The organism is Serratia sp. NPDC087055 (assembly GCF_044900985.1).
GTDB lineage: Bacteria > Pseudomonadota > Gammaproteobacteria > Enterobacterales > Enterobacteriaceae > Serratia.
Genome location: NZ_JBJDOG010000001.1, coordinates 157,688 through 174,656, shown reverse-complemented (window position 1 = coordinate 174,656; position 16,969 = coordinate 157,688). Strand labels below are relative to the sequence as shown.

The window sequence follows — 16,969 nt, the reverse complement described above, 5'->3', positions numbered from 1 at the left end:
CGTCATTTATCAGTGGCTAACATGCGCCATCCAGCGCTTCTCCGCTTTGCGGAACAGGCTGATTAACACGTAAGAGATAATCAGATACAGCACCGCCGCAATCCCGAAGGCATAGAACGGCTGATAGGTCGCCGCATTAATGTCGCGTGCGATTTTCAGCAGGTCCGGTACGGTGGCGGTAAACGCCAGCGCGGTGGAGTGCAACATCAAGATCACTTCGTTGCTGTAGGCCGGCAACGCGGTCCGTAACGCCGAAGGCAAAATAATGCAGCGATACATCTTAAAGCGGGAAAAACCGTAGGCGTTGGCCGCCTCGATCTCACCGTGCGGCACCGAACGGATAGCCCCGGCGAAGATCTCGGTGGTGTACGCGCAGGTGTTGAGAGTCAGCGCCAAAATGGTGCAGTTCAACCCACTGCGGAAGAACGCATTGAGGAACTCGCTGCCACGCACAATCTCCAGGCTGTACATACCGGAATAGAACACCAGTAACTGCACATACAGCGGTGTACCACGGAATACGTAGGTATAAAGCCATACCGGGAAGCGGACCCATTTGATGGAGGAGACACGCGCCACCGCCATCGGAATGGCCAGCAGACCGCCCATCACCACCGACGCAATGAGCAGCCACAGCGTGACCGCCACACCGGTGAAACGATAGCCGTCGCTCCAGAGCAGCGATTGCCAGTATTGGTGCAAAATATCGATCATAGCTCGGCCCTCTTCACGCCCAGTGAGTAACGCCGTTCAAGCCACAGCAACACCCCGTTGGAAACCGTGGTGAAAACCAGATAAACCACGCCAGCCACAATCGCGAAGAAGAACGGTTGGTAGGTACCTTTACCGGCCAACTGAGTAGCTTTCACCACATCATTAAGACCAAGAATAGACACCAGTGCCGTTGCCTTCAGGATCACCTGCCAGTTGTTGCCGATGCCCGGCAGGGCGAAGCGCATCATCGCAGGGAACAGAATGCGACGGAAAATCTGCGAACCGGAAAAACCATAGGCGGTTGCTGCTTCGATCTGCCCTTTCGGGACGGCCATATAGGCACCACGGAAAGTTTCAGTGAAGTAGGCACCGTAGATAAACCCGAGGGTAATGATCCCCGCGCTGAGCGGATCGATATCAATTTGTGAGAAGCCAAGCAGTTCGGTGAGGTTGTTGAGCGCAATTTGAAGGCCGTAGAAAATCAGCAGCATCAGCACCAGATCGGGTACACCGCGGATCAGCGTAGTGTAAGCACCGAAAATCATCGATATCAGTGGGTTATGTGAAAGTTTACCGCCAGCGCCGATCAGACCAATCACCACCGCCAGCACTACGGAACTGAGGGCCAGCTCCAGCGTCACCAAAGCGCCCTCAAATATCAATTGGGAATAGCCTTGCAGCATTTACTTCACCCTGTCGTCATTGGATCCCGAACCATCGGGGCCGGTGGACCGGCCCCGAAGTCACAACATGGAACGGTGCGCGGAATTACCCGCCGTAGACGTCAAAGTTGAAGTATTTCTTCGCAAACTTGTCGTAAGTACCGTCTTTGCGCATGTCGGCAAAGGCTTTATCTAAAGCGGCCTTCAGTTCGGTATCTGTCTTACGCAAGCCCATACCGGTGCCGACACCAAAGAATTTGTCATCCTTCACCGACTCGCCGGCAAACGCGTAGTTTTTGCCTGGAGGCTGCTTCAGGAAGCCATCGCTGCCTGCCACTTCGTCCTGGAAAGCGGCATCAATACGGCCAGATGCCAGGTCGGCGTAAACCAGATCCTGGTTCTGATAAGGCACAACGGTAATGCCCTTAGGCTGCCACATGGCGTTGGCATAGGCTTCCTGAGTGGTACCTTGCAGCACGCCGATACTTTTGCCTTTCAGCGCATCCACGGTAGGCAGCAGCTTCGAGCCTTTCGGCGCGATCAGACGGGCGTTAGCGGCATACAGCTTGTCGGTGAAGGCAATTTCCTGCTGGCGTTTTTCGGTGATCGACAGAGAAGAGATAATGGCGTCAATTTTCTTCGCCTTCAGGGAAGGGATCAGCGCGTCAAAATCGCTTTCCACAAAGGTACATTGGGTATTTATGCGTTTGCACAGCTCTTTGGCCAAATCGATATCAAAACCGACCAGCTCACCTTTGGCATTTTTAGACTCAAAGGGGGCATAGGTCGGATCGGTACCTATCTTCAGCGTCGATGGTACGGCGGCAAATGCGCTGCTTACCGCGCTCAAAGCCAAGACTAAAGGAAGAACCTTAACCAGCTTTTTCATAAATTACCCTCAAATTGATTTTTTGATGCCACTGCGGGCATTACTTTTCCACCAAATCAATTTGCAGTAATCGTGCCACATTTGTTGCTGTAGGCGGAGGGAACGGCTCCGGCCTTCACAAAACTGTTTCCTGGGACGATAACTGCAAAATTAAATCGGCCAGTCTTGGCCGCGCCACGGGCAGTGGATAAATACCAAAGCCTTGAAACAGTGAACGTGATGAAGTGGGATCATTATGGTGCATGCGCCGCCCTAAATCAGTGCGGTGTTGCACAAATGTACCAAATTGGGGAGAAATTTGTTAATTAGAACCTTGCCAGCGGGTAAATAAATCCTTCGGTAATTCAATGTCAAATTGGTCAACCACCCGGTTTACGGTTTGATCGATAATGTCTTCGACACTCTCAGGGCGGTGATAAAACGCCGGCACTGGCGGCATAATGACTGCCCCCATTTCCGCAGCCTGGGTCATCAGCCGCAGGTGGCCAATATGCAATGGCGTTTCACGCACGCACAACACTAACCGGCGGCGCTCTTTCAGCACCACATCCGCAGCACGTGTCAGTAAACCGTCGCTATAGCTATTGGCAATACCCGATAACGTTTTGATCGAACAAGGTAAAATCACCATTCCTGCCGTTTTGAACGAACCGGACGAAATGCTGGCGCCAATATCGCGAGAATCATGCACTACATCGGCCAGCGCCTGCACTTCACGCAGGCTGAGCGGAGTTTCCAGCGACAGCGTTTGCCGCGCGGCGTTGCTCATCACCAAATGGGTTTCCACCTCTGCAACGTCGCGTAATACCTGCAGCAAGCGCACGCCATAGATTGCGCCACTGGCGCCGGAAATACCGATGATGAGTCGTTTCATAAAACTGGCCTCTGCCACGAAAAAGATAAGATCAGGCAGACTTTGCCGCAATGGCGAGGGATAAGCAAGTCAGGGAGGGATAATGCACTGCGACAGACGCCGCAGTGCACCTTGGTAGCACAACGCAAGCGCTTAACCTTCGTTATGCATTTCCAGATTTTCTGCTTCGGTTTGACCACGTATTTCTTTGGCGTCGTCGTTACGCAGCGATTCCAGATACTCGAGATAGCTTTGATCGACGTCTTTGGTGACGTAAATACCGTTAAATACCGAGCATTCGAACTGAACGATATCCGGGTTCTCTTCACGCACGGCTTCGATCAGATCGTCCAGGTCTTGGAAAATCAGGCCATCAGCACCGATGATCTGGCGGATTTCATCCACTTCACGCCCATGTGCAATCAGCTCATTGGCACTCGGCATATCGATGCCATAGACGTTAGGGAAACGAACCTCCGGTGCCGCGGAAGCCAGATAAACCCGCTTGGCACCAGCGTCGCGCGCCATCTCGACGATCTGCTCTGAGGTCGTGCCGCGCACAATGGAGTCATCCACCAGCAGCACATTCTTGTCGCGGAATTCAGCACGGTTGGCGTTCAGCTTACGACGTACCGACTTACGGCGTGCCTGTTGGCCCGGCATGATGAAGGTACGGCCGACATAGCGATTCTTCACGAAACCTTGACGGTACGGCTTATCCAGGATGCGTGCGATCTCCAGTGCGATATCGCAGGATGTTTCCGGGATCGGAATCACGACATCAATATCCAGATCTTCCCACTCGCGAGCAATCTTCTCCCCCAGCTTCTGCCCCATACGCACACGGGCGCTGTAGACCGAAATCTTGTCCATAAAGGAGTCAGGACGAGCGAAATAAACGTACTCGAACAGGCATGGGTTGGTTTTCGGATTCTCTGCACACTGGCGCGTGAACAATTGGCCCTTATTGGTGATATACACCGCTTCGCCCGGCGCCACGTCGCGCAAGAACTCAAAGCCCAGCGTATCCAGCGCCACGCTTTCGGAAGCCACCATATATTCATTACGGCCATCTTCCAGCGTGCGTTTGCCGATGACTAACGGGCGGATGCCGTGCGGGTCACGGAATGCCAACAGGCCATGGCCGATGATCATCGCGACACAAGCGTAAGCACCACGCAGCTGCTGATGCATGGCGGCAACGGCAGTGAAGACGTTGTCGGACTCCAGCGGATAGTGTTGGAAGCGGTCCAGCTCACTGGCCAGCACGTTCAGCAGAATCTCAGAGTCGGATGTGGTGTTGATATGGCGGCGACCGCTTTCGAACAACGTCTGGCGCAGTTCATGGGCATTGGTCAGATTGCCGTTATGTGCCAGCGTAATGCCGAACGGTGAGTTTACATAGAAAGGTTGAGCCTCTGAAGCACTGGAGCTGCCAGCCGTCGGGTAACGCACATGGCCAATACCCATGTTGCCCTGCAAACGCTGCATATGGCGTGCCTCAAACACATCCTTCACCAGACCGTTTGCTTTACGCAGGCGGAACCCGTTATGGGCATCAATGGTGACGATGCCTGCGGCATCCTGGCCACGGTGCTGAAGCACCGTCAGCGCATCATAAATCGACTGGTTTACCGGCATAAAACCGGCGATACCGACAATACCGCACATGTTGTCTTTTCCTCATCAGCGCTACCGCCCTGGTAAATGGGTCGGTAAGAAACTCGACGTGCTCTGCAGGTAGTCAAAGAACCACCTGATGATGTAACTGAACTGGGGAATAAGCTGCGACTGTTTCCAATCGGCACTTTGTGAAAAACCAGTAAAGGTATCCAGGAAAAACAGTATCGCCGAAACGATCAACACGCCGCGCAGTGCGCCGAAACAGACGCCCAGCACCCGGTCGGTGCCTGATAACCCGGTTTTCTCTACCAGTGAGCTAATCACATAGTTAACAATAGCTCCTACGATCAGGGTCGCAATAAACAAGATTGCAATCGCGATACCGTTTCGCACCAGTTCATCTTCAAAACGAGTGAAGTAGACCGCAAGGTAAGAGTAGAAATGGCTGGCAACAAAAAACGCACATCCCCATGTCACAAGTGACAATGCTTCGCGAACAAACCCTCGGATCAGGCTCACCAGAGCCGAAAATCCAATCACCGCTATAATGACGTAATCAATCCAGACCATGAACTATTCCAATAATGAATCGCCCCTGCCCCCTTCATCTTTCATACCGCATCTGCGTTGGCTGCCTTGATACGACATGAAATCTAACGGGTGATCCAATTCGCGGCGAATTCTAACAGAAAAAGAAAACGTTTGCGTAGGGGTTTTCCTACCACGTTACAAATAAAAAGCGGCGATAAAAAAATTCCCAACCGCCGCGCCTACATAGGCCATTTCAGCTACGAAAGGCACAGTTTATTTAATGATTATACTGGCACGCATAGGTTTAGGGGCACAGCATGCTGTGCCCCTTTCTCTTAACGTACGCCGTATGGCTTCACCTGGCCGCTCAAACCGCTGAGGGAGTTCAGCGCAGGCAATGAAGACTGCAGTTTCTGTTTCGAGGCGTCTGGACCGACGTAAATCCGAGTAATCTGCCCCTGTACCGGTGTGGATGGCACGGTGAAAGCACGATAGCCGGACAGCCTGAGCGACGCGACCACTTCGTTCACCTTGGCAGCATTCTTCAACGCCCCCAGTTGCACCACATACGCTTGCCCTGCCGGTGCTTTCTCTTCCGCCGGTTTCTGCACAGGTGCAGGTTCAGGCTTCGGTGTCGGTTCTGGCTTCGGCTCAGGTTTGGCTACCGGCTTCACTTCCACCGGTTTCGGCTGCTGCACCGGTTTTGGTTTCACTTCCACCGGCTTGGTTTCTACCGGTTTAGGTTTCGGCTGTGGCGTTGGCGTCGGCGTCGGTTGCGGACGCGTCTCGACCGGTGCCTGCGTGACCTGAGCCGGCTTCTGCGCGGCCTGCTGCGTCGCCGCCTCGTTAGCCGCCTGCTGTTCAACCAATGCACCTGCGCCTTCCGGCGGTTGTGCCGGCAATGGCTGACTTACCGGTGGCACCACGTCGTTCTCTTCCACATCACCGGCCTTCGGCACCAATGGAATGGCTGCGAATTCATCCTCGTAATGTTTCTTTTTACCGTCCAACAGCCCTGGCAGGATAATCACCCCCAGCGCAACCAGAATCACGGTACCCACCAATCGGTTTTGAAATTTACTTGCCACTCACACTCCCCGCATCTCGTCTAACGCCGCCATCACGTGTGCAACGGTGTGGAACGATCCACAGACGATCACAATATCCTGTTTTTCAGCGTCCTGCATAGCCTGACGCCAGGCAGTTTCGACATCGGTAAACTGCCGCGGTTCCGTTAAATATTGCGCCAACAGCTCAACACTGGCACCGCGCGGCCCTTCAAGCGGCGCACAGTACCATTCATCGACCTGCTCACTCAGACAGGCCAGCGTACCGGCAATATCTTTGTCCGAAAGCATCCCCACCACGGCACGTACTTTGCCACCATTACGCGGCAACGTCGCCAGGCGACCAGCCAAATAACTTGCCGCGTGCGGGTTATGCGCCACGTCGAGGATCAATGTCGGTTCACGCCGCACAATCTGGAAACGTCCCGGTAAGGTCGCCTGCTGCAGACCGGCGAAAATCGCCCGCTCATCAATTTCCAACGCAGAATAATGCAATGCAGCCAGTGCGGTCGCCGCATTGGCTAAGGGCACGTTTGGCATCGGTAAGTCAGTCAGCAAGGTACCGCCGCCTTCCCACTGCCAGCGCTCACCCTGTTCGCTAAAGGTCCAGGCCTCGCCGCGGCGATACAGTTGCGCACCCAGAGTGTCCGCCACTTGCCCAATGGTTGCCGGCATATCCGGTTCCCCCACGACGGCCGGCTTACCGCCACGGAAAATCCCGGCTTTTTCGCGGCCAATGCTTTCGCGGTCACTGCCCAGCCAGTCGGTGTGATCCAGTGCAATGCTGGTCACCACTGCCACGCTCGGGTCGACAATGTTGGTCGCGTCCAGACGCCCACCAAGACCAACTTCCAGGATCACCACGTCAAGCTTAGCTTGTTTGAACAGTTGCAAGGCCGACAGAGTGCCAAATTCGAAATAGGTCAGTGACGTTTCACCCCTGCCCGCTTCAATGACGGCGAATGAACGGCTGTGTTCGGCCTCGCTCAGCTCATCACCTTGAATGCGCACCCTTTCGGTATAACGTACCAGATGTGGTGAGCTGTAGACGCCAACGCGCAACCCCGCCTCCATCAAAATCGCTTCCAGAGTGCGGCACGTGGTGCCCTTGCCGTTAGTGCCGGCAACGGTGAACACCGTCGGTGCAGGAGTGAGTAAATCAAGGTGCTCCGCAACGCGTTGTACGCGTTCCAGGCCGAGTTCGATCGCCTGGCTGTGCAGACGTTCCAGATAAAAAAGCCACGAGCTCAATGGCGACGTGGCTTGGGGAATTTGGTGGTTTTGCATGAGTCCCGTCACTGAACTTGGGTTCATTAATCCATCAGGGCACCACCCTCACCGCGGTAAAGGCGATGCTCTGCATGATACCCCATGTTTTCAAGCCGCAGCGTGACTCGCTGTTGCTCGAGATCCATCGGGTATTTCCAGCCGCCACTTAGCCACAAAATGGCGGCTGAACCCCGCGTTGGCTTGCGCCAACACGGGTGACTGGCTTGCCTCAGGCGTCGGCCTGATTTTCCTGTTCAGACACCGGCGCAGCTTCATCGAAATGTGGCTGCGGCTGGTTGGTCAGTTTGGAAAGGATACTCGCCAAGGTCTGGCGCATTTCCGGGCGACGCACGATCATGTCGATCGCGCCTTTCTCAATCAGGAACTCACTGCGCTGGAAGCCCGGCGGCAGCTTTTCACGTACGGTCTGTTCGATAACGCGTGGACCGGCAAAGCCGATCAGCGCCTTCGGCTCAGCGATGTTGATATCGCCCAGCATTGCCAGACTGGCGGAAACGCCACCCATGGTCGGGTCAGTCAGTACTGAAATGTACGGCAGACCACGCTCCTGCAGTTTCGCCAGCGCAGCGCTGGTCTTCGCCATCTGCATCAGCGACATCAGCGCTTCCTGCATACGGGCACCGCCACTGGCTGAGAAACACACCAGCGGACAGTTATCTTCCAGCGCCTGCTCAACAGCACGCACAAAGCGCGCACCGACTACAGACGACATGGAACCGCCGATAAAGGCAAATTCAAACGACGCGGCGACAATAGGCATGCCATATAACGTGCCTTTCATCACGACCAACGCATCTTTTTCACCGGTTGCTTTCTGTGCGGCAACCAGACGATCTTTGTATTTCTTGGAATCCTTGAACTTCAGAACATCTTTCGGTTCCAGTTCGCTACCCAGCTCCACTTCACTGCCTTCATCCAGCAGAGTATGCAGACGCATACGCGCAGTCATGCGCATGTGGTGGTCGCATTTTGGGCACACTTCCAGATTACGCTCCAGCTCGGCGCGGTAGAGAACCTGACCGCAGCTATCGCATTTGGTCCAAACCCCTTCAGGAATGCTCGCCTTACGGGTTTGGGTAATATTGCTCTTGTTAAGAATTCGTTCAATCCAGCTCATCGATGACCTTTCTGTTTGAACCTGGCAGACGCCAGTCCGCAGTTCATGCTTTAACAATCCCCCCGTAAACAGACCCAATGAAAAAGTGCCCGAGTAAAACGCGACAAGCGCGCGACAGAGGCACTGATTTCAAGGTTGTTCACAGGAACAGACCATAAATGTCGCTCATTAAACCATATCGGCCCGGCACTGTGGACAAAAAACTGGTCGAACCGACAGGTTAAGCGATGTTTTTACTGTTTTTGCTGGCGGGCAGCCGCGCGCTTATGGCGCCAAATTTCAATGATGCCCGGCAGAATTGAAACAATGATGATAGCCACGATCAACAGTTTCAGGTTTTCCTGCACGATCGGCAAATCGCCGAAGAGATAACCAGCATAGGTGAACAGCAGCACCCAAACCAGCGCACCAATCACGTTGTAAGCCGCAAAATGGCGATAGGACATATGCCCCATTCCGGCAACGAACGGCGCAAATGTGCGCACGATCGGTACAAAACGCGCCAAAATAATCGTCTTCCCGCCATGCTTCTCATAAAACTGATGCGTTTTATCCAGGTAACTGCGACGGAAGATTTTCGAATTCGGGTTGCTGAAAAGCTTTTCTCCGAATAGCCGTCCAATAGTGTAGTTCACCGCATCCCCAAGTATCGCCGCACCTATCATCAGCGCGACCATAGTGTGTACATTCAGATCATTGGTCGGCAACGCCGCCAACGCCCCCGCAACGAACAACAGAGAATCCCCTGGCAAGAACGGCGTCACCACCAGCCCGGTTTCGCAAAACAGAATCAGGAACAAAATACCGTACACCCACATACCGTATTGCGCCACCAGCTCAGCCAGATGCACGTCAATATGCAGAATAAAATCAATCACAAACTTGATGATGTCCATAGGTTCTCTCTTTTACCGGGTGTCTCACCCACTCGGCAGGTACACAAGGGAACAACGCGTCAGGCGCGCCGGCGTTTAATCGTCGGGTAAAAACAGTGGCCCTATCGGGGGCCGGGGTAGGGCAAAGTGCTCAGGGTAATCAACGCTAACCAGGTATAACCCTTCGGCCCGCGCCGTCGCCGCAGCCAGATTACGATCTTTCAGTGCCAGTAATTCGGCCATCCAATTCTCATCCTGATTGCCGCAGCCAATTTCCATCAGGCTACCGACAATATTGCGAACCATATGATGCACAAAGGCATTCGCCTTGATATCTACCACAATATACTCACCATAGCGCGTAACCTTAACGTGTTTTACGTTACGCCATGGCGTGCGTGACTGACATTGCACGGCGCGAAACGACGTAAAGTCGTTTTCGCCCAACAACGCCTGCGCCGCCCTCTCCATGCGCTCGGCATCCAGCGGGTGATAAAAATGCGTCATCCCCTGCTGCAATACCGCCGGACGATAACGGTGGTTATAAATAATGTAGCGGTAACGGCGTGCCGTAGCGCTGAAGCGTGCATGGAAATCTTCAGCAACGCCGGTCACCCAACGCACAGCAATATCCGGCGGCAGATGGGTATTTACCCCCATCGTCCAGGCGGCATCCTTACGCTGCGCGGTGGTTTCAAAATGCACCACCTGGCCGGTAGCATGCACCCCGGCATCGGTACGTCCAGCACACAGCACGTTGATCGGCGCATTGGCCACTTTACTCAACGCCTGTTCCAGACAGGCCTGTACACTGGCCACTTCCTGCTGACGCTGCCAGCCGTAATAACGGCTACCGTCATATTCAATCCCCAGCGCGATTTTCAAGGTCGGCTGGGTGGGCAAGACAACCTCGGACATCAGTACATCTGCTCCTGCACCAGACGTTCTGCGGTTTCGATCGCCATCAATGCGCCGCCAAAGCGTACGTTGTCAGCTACCGACCAGAACTGCAGGATTTCAGGAATGCCGTAGTCATTACGCAAGCAGCCAACGCTCAGCGCGTCGCTGCCGGAAGCTTCCGTCACCTGAGTTGGGTAATCGTCTTCTTCGCTCAGTTGGATATCATCCACCTGTTCCAGTTCGCTACGTGCTTCTTCCGCAGACATCGGGCGCAGGGCTTCCAGATGAACGACCTGTGCATGGCCATAGAACACCGGCGACTGCACGCAGCTCACGGAAATCGGTAACCCTTCGTCCTGCAGCACTTTACGCACCTGATCGACAATCAAACGTTCTTCACGCACGCTGCCCTGCTCGTCGGTCAGCAACGGCAACAGGTTGAATGCCAACTGCTTGGCGAAAACGCCAGGCTCAGCGGGAATTCCATTCAACAGGCGTGCACTTTGGCCCGCCAGATCGTCGACAGCCACTTTGCCGCGTGACGATACCGACATCAGGGTCGTCACGTGCAGGCGAGAAAGCCCGGCCTGTTCGGTCAGCGGTTTGATTGCGGTCAGCAGTTGGCTGACCATGCTGTCCGCCACGGCAACAATATTGCGGTTACGGTAATCGGCCAGCACCTGCGGGTTAACCCCAGGCACCACCAGTGGAACATCCGGCTCCAGCGCAAACAGGCCGCTGGTGTCGATCACCAGGCACCCCATATTGCCTGCTTCTTCCGCATAGCGAGCCGAGGCCTCAGTACCGGCAACAAAGAATGCTAACTGAGCTTGCGACCAGTCGAACTCTTCCGCTTTTTGCACCAGCACTGACTTGCCATTGAAGCGCACGGTCGCACCTGCACCACGTTCGCTGGCCAAAGGATAGAGTTCGCCCACCGGGAACTGGCGTTCCTGTAACAATTCCAGCAACGCTTCACCTACCGCGCCAGTGGCACCAAGTAGAGCGATATTCCAGCCGTCAGACATTGGGTTTCTCCAGAGTATTTATTCAAATGCAAATGGGCGGCTAATGCACCGCCCTGATAACAAAATTAGTCGCTGTGGCTTAAGAAAGCCTTACGCTATCAAAAAGCCCAGCGCGTTCAGCAGCTCCGCACTGGCGCTGTCATTGCACTGGACGCGCAATGAGGACCACTCGCGGCGCTCCTGATAATGCTTGCGCAGACGATCGAATTCACCCGGTTGCCCGGCCACTTTACGCAGCGGCGCATCGTCGCGGCGCACATCATACACCAAGTGCATCAATCGTTTTAATTTGCCTTCGTCCAGCGGCCCATTGAGTTGGATCTGGCTGAATTCGGGCACCGGCAACAGCGAGGCCAGCGCGATCTGCTGAGGCTGCCCCAGGTGGCGGCTGAAGGCTTCAAACACCTGCGTCGTGCCGCGTGCTTTGCCTTCCAGCGTATAGCCAGCGATATGTGCAGTACCTATGTCCACCCGCGCCAGCAGCGGCAGAGACAGTTCCGGTTCCGGCTCCCAAACGTCCAGTACCGTGCTGAGTTTTTTACCTTTTTCCAGCGCCTGCAACAGCGCAGCATTGTCCACCACCGGGCCGCGGCAAGCGTTAATCAAAATGCGGTTATCCGGCAACGCCGCCAACAGCTCCGCGTCCACCAAATGCAGCGAGTGATAAGGGCCGGATTTATTCAGTGGCGTGTGGAAGGTCAGGACATCGGCTTCTGCCACCAGTTTCTCCAGCGGCCAGAATTCCTCGCTATCGCCCCGTTCAGCACGCGGTGGATCGCACAATAACGTACGCACACCCAAGGCTTTCAAGCGGGCGTCCAGACGCGACCCTACATTGCCGACACCGATAATGCCGACGGTTTTATCGCGCAATTGAAAACCGTCGCGTTCTGCCAGCAGCATCAGTGCAGAGAACACATATTCCACCACGGCAATCGCATTACAGCCCGGAGCCGCAGAGAAACCGATACCTTGCTGTTGCAACCAGGCGTCATCTACATGGTCAGTGCCCGCGGTTGCGGTACCGACAAAACCAACGCGGGTGCCGGCCAGCAGCGCTTCATTCACTTTAGTGACCGAACGCACCATCAGCACATCGGCATCTGCCAGCGCATCGCTCGGGATCGGGCGCCCAGGCACGGCCTGCACATTCCCTAAACGACTGAACAATTCAGTCGCATACGGCATATTTTCATCGACCAGGATTTTCACTTATTGCTCCGACGGTTTACGGCTATTTATACCCAAAATAATTGGCGTTGCATCGAGGTGGCAAGCGCAGCAATCCCCTGGGGCTTACTCAAGTAAGTGACGGGGGTGTGCTCGCAGCCAAACAGAGGCAACGTCAAGTATGAAGGGTTATCTGGGAAATAGTGTGCCACTGAATCAGGCCCGGCGAAAGCGCTCGGGTGTCGTGCCGGCGATTTGCTGAAACATGACGATAAACGCCGATGCCGAGCTATACCCCACGTCCAGCGCGACCTCCTGCACGGTTTTCCCCTGTTCCAACAGCGAAACGGCGTGCAAGAAGCGCAGCCGCTGGCGCCATTCGCTGAACGACATGCCCAGATCCTGCTGGCAACGTCGCGATAGCGTGCGCTCGGTGGTATAGACGCGGGCAGCCCAGGCGGCAAGTGAGGTATTGTCCGATGGGCAGTGCTCCAGGGCTTCCAGTACCGGTGCCAGGAACTTGTCTTCGGATGTGGGTAAATACGTTTGTTGCACCGGCGAAACATGCAATTGGTCGATCAGCGCACGACACAGGCGCAGATCCTGTTTGCTTTGCGGAATGTATTGTTTGCGGGCGTAGAAGTCTTCGGCAATGGCCCGAAAAATCGGGGTGACACTCACCAGACAAGGCGCCTCCGGCAGCCCGGCGCACAGCGGCAAGGCAATATCCACCATGCGGCACTGTGCCAAACGTTGGTTATAACAGGAGTGTTCAATTTCCGCCGGTGCCCACAGCACAAACTCCGGCGGAGCCAGAAAACGCTGGCCGCCGATGCGTAACACCATGACCCCAGCCTTTACCCACATCAATTGCCCCCAGCTATGACGGTGGGGCTGGAACTCCGTACGCGCATTGAATTCCTCGCAGCGGAATTGCACCGGACGCGGTGCAGGGATCAGCGCTTCGGGGAAATGACGGATTTCTGGCATGGTTTCGTCCCGTTACTTGTCTTGTTTAGGATAAATATTGTCTGGATATCACTATATATAATAAACCGGACACGCGTAAACTAGCCAGCATGTCAGTCGTTAATGAGAATAATTATCATGAATATGCTCTTCCCTTTGCTGGCGGTCTTGATTTGGTCAATCAATGCCGTGGTCAGCAAGCTCTCGGCCACCGCAATCGATCCGGCCGCCATTTCCTTCTATCGCTGGCTCCTGGCGCTCGTCACCCTGACCCCCTTCGTGTTGCCTGGCGTAGTTCGTCACTGGTCGGCAATACGTGCCAACTGGTGGAAATTGATGATTCTCGGCATGCTTGGCATGGTGCTGTATCAGAGCCTGGCGTACTACGCAGCACACAGCGTGAGCGCACTGTTTATGGGCATCATTGTCTCGCTGATCCCATTACTGACCATTCTGATCAGCATTGTGCTGTTGCGCGTCGCGCCAACGGTGGGTATTGCTATCGGCAGCCTGTTGTCTTTGGGGGGTCTGATCTGGCTGGTCAGCGCCGGTAACCCGGCGGAATTGTTGCACCACGGTATCGGCAAAGGTGAATTGATGATGTTTGCCGCTACCGCCTCTTATGCGCTGTACGGCGTGCTGACCAAACGCTGGGCGATTGCTCTGCCAAACTGGCAGTCATTGTATGTACAGATACTGTTCGGCGTGGTGTTGTTGTTGCCGAATTTCCTGATGGCGCAAGACGTCGCGTTAACCCGTCAGAATATCCCCCTGGTCTTGTTCGCCGGCATCCCTGCGTCGATTATCGCGCCATACTTGTGGATCCACGGGGTTATGCGCTTGGGGGCCAATACGGCATCTATCTTTATGAATCTGGCACCGGTATTTACCGCCATCATTGCAGTGTTGTTCCTGCATGAACACCTGCACAGTTACCACCTGATCGGCGGCGGCATTACTCTGCTCGGCGTAATCCTGTCACAGCGCCTACGTACTCCGTTGGCGCGTAAAGCGAAACAAGCCGCAGAGTGCGAAAGCTAAGGTAACAGTTGAAAACGCACCCGCACCAGTAAGCCACCCAGTGTGGCCGAGGTTAACAACTCTGGGCGGGTGCCATGGTAACGGGTGATATCGCTCACCAGCGCCAACCCCAGCCCTGCGCCGGGTTGATCGCCCACGTTATCCAGCCGATGGAACGGCTGGAGCGCCTGCGCAGCGTCCTGTTGGGCAATGCCTGGGCCGCTGTCTTCAATTTCCAGTACCCCCTCCCCGCCCAATCTGTCCATGATGAGCCTTGCCGTTACCATGCCCTGATGCGGCGTATACTTCAGTGCGTTATCCAACAGGTTGGCGCACAGTTCCGTCAGCAGCAGCGCTTCTCCCCCCACCCAGCATACCGACTCTCCCTCATAGCCAAGATCGATACGTTTACTGCGCGCCTGTGGCAGACGCGAAAAACACGCATCTCGCAGCACCTGCGCCAGGTTCACCGGCTGCAACTTGCGATCGGCATCGTGTTCATGGGCTTTGAGCCTTGAGAGATAAAGCAGACGATCGGTCAACGCCACGGTGTTATCCAATGTGGCGCTCATCGCGACCAGACTTTCCCGCCACTGCTCCGGCTGATCGCTTGCCAGCGCAACCCCTACCTGCGTTTTCAGCACGGTTAACGGCGTCCGCAATTGATGTGAAGCATCGGCGCTAAAGCGCTCCTGACGTGCCACCATCACTCGCAACCGCTCGATATAACGGTTAAACGCCAGCAGTAGCGGCTGCATTTCCGACCAGGGCAACACCATTGGCAGCGGCGTTAATTCCCCCGGATCACGTCGCAACATGATGCCTGAAAGCTTGCGCATCGGTTTGAGCACCCGCTTGAGAAGCCCAAAGGCCAGGATCATGGTCAACACGACCACGGTCCCCTGACTGAGTAGCGCAGAGAGCATCATCTGCCGCGCCAGATAGCGGCGTGACTCCAGCGTTTCAGCCACCAATATGGTTGCCATGCCCATCACGCCAGATTCGTTGATGGGTTGGTACAAGGCGGCAACGCGAATCGGGCGTCCGCGATACTCGGCATCATAAAAATGCACCAATGCGGGATACAAGCTTGAACGCAGAATATGGGGCGGCATCGGCGGCAAATCGTCATAGCCAGAAATGCTTCGGCCTTCTGGCGAGATCACCTCGTAGTAAAGTTGATCGTTCATGTTGCGCTCGAAACTGTCGAGCACGACATAGGGGACGTCCGCTTCCAAACGCCCATTACGCACCACCAGCCGCTCCGCCACGGTGCGCGCCGATGCCAGCAGCGTACGATCGTAAGCCAGCGTGGCGGCGTTCATTGCACTGAAATAGTGGGTATAAATCGAGATACTGCCTAACACCAGCAGGGGTAAGCCAAAGAACAATAACAGTTGGTAAAACAACGATTGCGGCGCGTTAAACCACCTCATTGCAAAGCTCCAGGCTGTAGCCCAGACCGCGCAGAGTGATAATTGCCACATTGCTGCCCTGCAGCTTTTTCCGCAACCGGTGAACATAGAGTTCAATGCTCTCCGGGTTAGCCTCATCGGCCAAGGTAAATACCTGTTCGAACAACTGCTGTTTGGCAACCGGACGCCCACGGCGGTGAATCAATGCCGTCAGCACCGCCAGTTCACGCGGTGTCAGTTGCAGCGGCTTGTCGTCCAGTTGGAAATAGCCCTCATCGTGATAAGTCAGCGCACCGTATTGCAGCGCTTGCTGAGTGACACCGACGCTGCGGCGCAGCAACGCCCGAATGCGGGCTTCCAGCTCATCGAGTTCGAAGGGTTTCGTCAGATAGTCGTCGGCACCCAGATTCAGTCCCTTCACCCGATCGGCCACGTCGGTTCTGGCCGTCAACAGCAATACCGGCAAGTCCTGCCCACGTTTGCGCAATCGGGCCAGCAGTTCCAGACCATTCAGGCGCGGCAATGCCACGTCTAACACCACCAACGCGTAGGTTTCATTTAACAGCAAATGGTCGGCTGCCAACCCGTCTGGCGCAATATCGACGGCAAAGCCGACACCGGTCAGCGCCTTTTGCAACCAATGGGATAACTCAGGGTGGTCCTCAACCAATAACAGACGCATGCTTCCATTCCATTGATTCATCTATGCTCGCAGGCCGAATGCTGCGCTATCGCATCAGGATCCGGCGTCATACGAATTAACATGTTTATAACAGAAGGATGGCATGGAAGCCGCTGTGATAGAAGGGTTATGCCGGACCAGTTTTGGGAGCTGGAACACAATTG

Annotated in this window: 17 protein-coding genes; 1 reads left to right on the top strand and 16 read right to left on the bottom strand. The window is 55.0% G+C overall.

Annotated elements, in window-relative coordinates:
* Positions 1 to 9: 9 nt before the first annotated feature.
* The 14 genes from ACI2J2_RS00840 to ACI2J2_RS00775 form a co-directional block, all read right to left on the bottom strand.
* Positions 10 to 714, bottom strand: a complete 705-nt coding sequence (locus ACI2J2_RS00840; RefSeq protein WP_209638892.1) for an ABC transporter permease — start codon at positions 712 to 714, stop codon at positions 10 to 12.
* Entirely contained in the window at positions 711 to 1,397 is a 687-nt protein-coding gene (locus ACI2J2_RS00835) for a histidine ABC transporter permease HisQ (protein WP_209638890.1), read from the bottom strand. Before ACI2J2_RS00835 ends, ACI2J2_RS00840 begins: the two co-directional genes overlap by 4 nt.
* 85 nt (positions 1,398 to 1,482) lie before the next feature.
* The gene (gene hisJ / locus ACI2J2_RS00830; RefSeq protein WP_209638887.1) at positions 1,483 to 2,265 is read right to left on the bottom strand and encodes a histidine ABC transporter substrate-binding protein HisJ; all 783 of its coding nucleotides are present in this window, start codon (positions 2,263 to 2,265) and stop codon (positions 1,483 to 1,485) included.
* 301 nt (positions 2,266 to 2,566) lie between these two features.
* Positions 2,567 to 3,139: a UbiX family flavin prenyltransferase gene (locus ACI2J2_RS00825; protein ID WP_404759215.1), complete on the bottom strand. Its 573-nt coding sequence runs from the start codon at positions 3,137 to 3,139 to the stop codon at positions 2,567 to 2,569.
* 132 nt (positions 3,140 to 3,271) lie between these two features.
* The gene (gene purF, locus ACI2J2_RS00820) at positions 3,272 to 4,789 is read right to left on the bottom strand and encodes an amidophosphoribosyltransferase (protein ID WP_265555653.1); all 1,518 of its coding nucleotides are present in this window, start codon (positions 4,787 to 4,789) and stop codon (positions 3,272 to 3,274) included.
* A 21-nt stretch (positions 4,790 to 4,810) separates the two neighbouring features.
* Positions 4,811 to 5,311 carry a colicin V production protein gene (cvpA, locus tag ACI2J2_RS00815; RefSeq protein ID WP_020827869.1) on the bottom strand — a complete coding sequence of 167 codons (501 nt, stop codon included), beginning with the start codon at positions 5,309 to 5,311 and terminating at the stop codon, positions 4,811 to 4,813.
* 296 nt (positions 5,312 to 5,607) lie between these two features.
* Positions 5,608 to 6,360: a cell division protein DedD gene (gene dedD / locus ACI2J2_RS00810; protein ID WP_209638881.1), complete on the bottom strand. Its 753-nt coding sequence runs from the start codon at positions 6,358 to 6,360 to the stop codon at positions 5,608 to 5,610.
* A complete protein-coding gene (folC, locus tag ACI2J2_RS00805; RefSeq protein ID WP_265555648.1) occupies positions 6,361 to 7,626 on the bottom strand; it encodes a bifunctional tetrahydrofolate synthase/dihydrofolate synthase in 1,266 nt (421 codons plus the stop codon).
* A gap of 211 nt (positions 7,627 to 7,837) precedes the next feature.
* Complete coding sequence (gene accD / locus ACI2J2_RS00800) at positions 7,838 to 8,746, bottom strand: acetyl-CoA carboxylase, carboxyltransferase subunit beta (RefSeq protein WP_012146046.1); 909 nt, start codon at positions 8,744 to 8,746, stop codon at positions 7,838 to 7,840.
* Between the two features lie 233 nt (positions 8,747 to 8,979).
* Positions 8,980 to 9,642: a DedA family protein gene (locus ACI2J2_RS00795; protein ID WP_020827873.1), complete on the bottom strand. Its 663-nt coding sequence runs from the start codon at positions 9,640 to 9,642 to the stop codon at positions 8,980 to 8,982.
* Between the two features lie 75 nt (positions 9,643 to 9,717).
* Complete coding sequence (gene truA, locus ACI2J2_RS00790) at positions 9,718 to 10,539, bottom strand: tRNA pseudouridine(38-40) synthase TruA (RefSeq protein ID WP_404759214.1); 822 nt, start codon at positions 10,537 to 10,539, stop codon at positions 9,718 to 9,720.
* Complete coding sequence (locus ACI2J2_RS00785) at positions 10,539 to 11,549, bottom strand: aspartate-semialdehyde dehydrogenase (RefSeq protein WP_209638874.1); 1,011 nt, start codon at positions 11,547 to 11,549, stop codon at positions 10,539 to 10,541. The genes truA and ACI2J2_RS00785 overlap by 1 nt, the downstream gene beginning before the upstream one ends.
* Before the next feature lie 90 nt (positions 11,550 to 11,639).
* Entirely contained in the window at positions 11,640 to 12,761 is a 1,122-nt protein-coding gene (gene pdxB / locus ACI2J2_RS00780; RefSeq protein ID WP_404759213.1) for a 4-phosphoerythronate dehydrogenase PdxB, read from the bottom strand.
* Between the two features lie 174 nt (positions 12,762 to 12,935).
* Positions 12,936 to 13,709, bottom strand: a complete 774-nt coding sequence (locus ACI2J2_RS00775; protein ID WP_209638870.1) for a helix-turn-helix domain-containing protein — start codon at positions 13,707 to 13,709, stop codon at positions 12,936 to 12,938.
* Positions 13,710 to 13,826: 117 nt separating this feature from the next.
* Between ACI2J2_RS00775 and ACI2J2_RS00770 the strand changes: the two genes are divergently transcribed.
* Positions 13,827 to 14,729 carry a DMT family transporter gene (locus tag ACI2J2_RS00770; RefSeq protein ID WP_209638868.1) on the top strand — a complete coding sequence of 301 codons (903 nt, stop codon included), beginning with the start codon at positions 13,827 to 13,829 and terminating at the stop codon, positions 14,727 to 14,729.
* On the opposite strand, the gene ACI2J2_RS00765 is transcribed toward ACI2J2_RS00770, so the two are convergent.
* Together ACI2J2_RS00765 and tctD are read right to left on the bottom strand one after the other, a co-directional pair.
* Positions 14,726 to 16,144, bottom strand: coding sequence for a sensor histidine kinase N-terminal domain-containing protein (locus ACI2J2_RS00765; RefSeq protein ID WP_404759212.1), 1,419 nt, complete (start codon positions 16,142 to 16,144; stop codon positions 14,726 to 14,728). The two genes, ACI2J2_RS00770 and ACI2J2_RS00765, sit on opposite strands and share 4 nt — an antisense overlap.
* Positions 16,131 to 16,805 carry a transcriptional regulator TctD gene (tctD, locus tag ACI2J2_RS00760; RefSeq protein ID WP_209638864.1) on the bottom strand — a complete coding sequence of 225 codons (675 nt, stop codon included), beginning with the start codon at positions 16,803 to 16,805 and terminating at the stop codon, positions 16,131 to 16,133. The genes ACI2J2_RS00765 and tctD overlap by 14 nt, the downstream gene beginning before the upstream one ends.
* Positions 16,806 to 16,969: the final 164 nt, after the last annotated feature.

Bases quoted from the DNA above. Each gene is read 5' to 3' on its own strand.
- ACI2J2_RS00840 (WP_209638892.1), bottom strand. From the start codon at position 714: ATGATCGATATTTTGCACCAATACTGGCAATCGCTGCTCTGGAGCGAC.
- ACI2J2_RS00835 (WP_209638890.1), bottom strand. From the start codon at position 1,397: ATGCTGCAAGGCTATTCCCAATTGATATTTGAGGGCGCTTTGGTGACG.
- hisJ (WP_209638887.1), bottom strand. From the start codon at position 2,265: ATGAAAAAGCTGGTTAAGGTTCTTCCTTTAGTCTTGGCTTTGAGCGCG.
- ACI2J2_RS00825 (WP_404759215.1), bottom strand. From the start codon at position 3,139: ATGAAACGACTCATCATCGGTATTTCCGGCGCCAGTGGCGCAATCTAT.
- purF (WP_265555653.1), bottom strand. From the start codon at position 4,789: ATGTGCGGTATTGTCGGTATCGCCGGTTTTATGCCGGTAAACCAGTCG.
- cvpA (WP_020827869.1), bottom strand. From the start codon at position 5,311: ATGGTCTGGATTGATTACGTCATTATAGCGGTGATTGGATTTTCGGCT.
- folC (WP_265555648.1), bottom strand. From the start codon at position 7,626: ATGCAAAACCACCAAATTCCCCAAGCCACGTCGCCATTGAGCTCGTGG.
- accD (WP_012146046.1), bottom strand. From the start codon at position 8,746: ATGAGCTGGATTGAACGAATTCTTAACAAGAGCAATATTACCCAAACC.
- ACI2J2_RS00795 (WP_020827873.1), bottom strand. From the start codon at position 9,642: ATGGACATCATCAAGTTTGTGATTGATTTTATTCTGCATATTGACGTG.
- truA (WP_404759214.1), bottom strand. From the start codon at position 10,539: ATGTCCGAGGTTGTCTTGCCCACCCAGCCGACCTTGAAAATCGCGCTG.
- ACI2J2_RS00785 (WP_209638874.1), bottom strand. From the start codon at position 11,549: ATGTCTGACGGCTGGAATATCGCTCTACTTGGTGCCACTGGCGCGGTA.
- ACI2J2_RS00775 (WP_209638870.1), bottom strand. From the start codon at position 13,709: ATGCCAGAAATCCGTCATTTCCCCGAAGCGCTGATCCCTGCACCGCGT.
- ACI2J2_RS00770 (WP_209638868.1), top strand. From the start codon at position 13,827: ATGAATATGCTCTTCCCTTTGCTGGCGGTCTTGATTTGGTCAATCAAT.
- ACI2J2_RS00765 (WP_404759212.1), bottom strand. From the start codon at position 16,144: ATGAGGTGGTTTAACGCGCCGCAATCGTTGTTTTACCAACTGTTATTG.
- tctD (WP_209638864.1), bottom strand. From the start codon at position 16,805: ATGCGTCTGTTATTGGTTGAGGACCACCCTGAGTTATCCCATTGGTTG.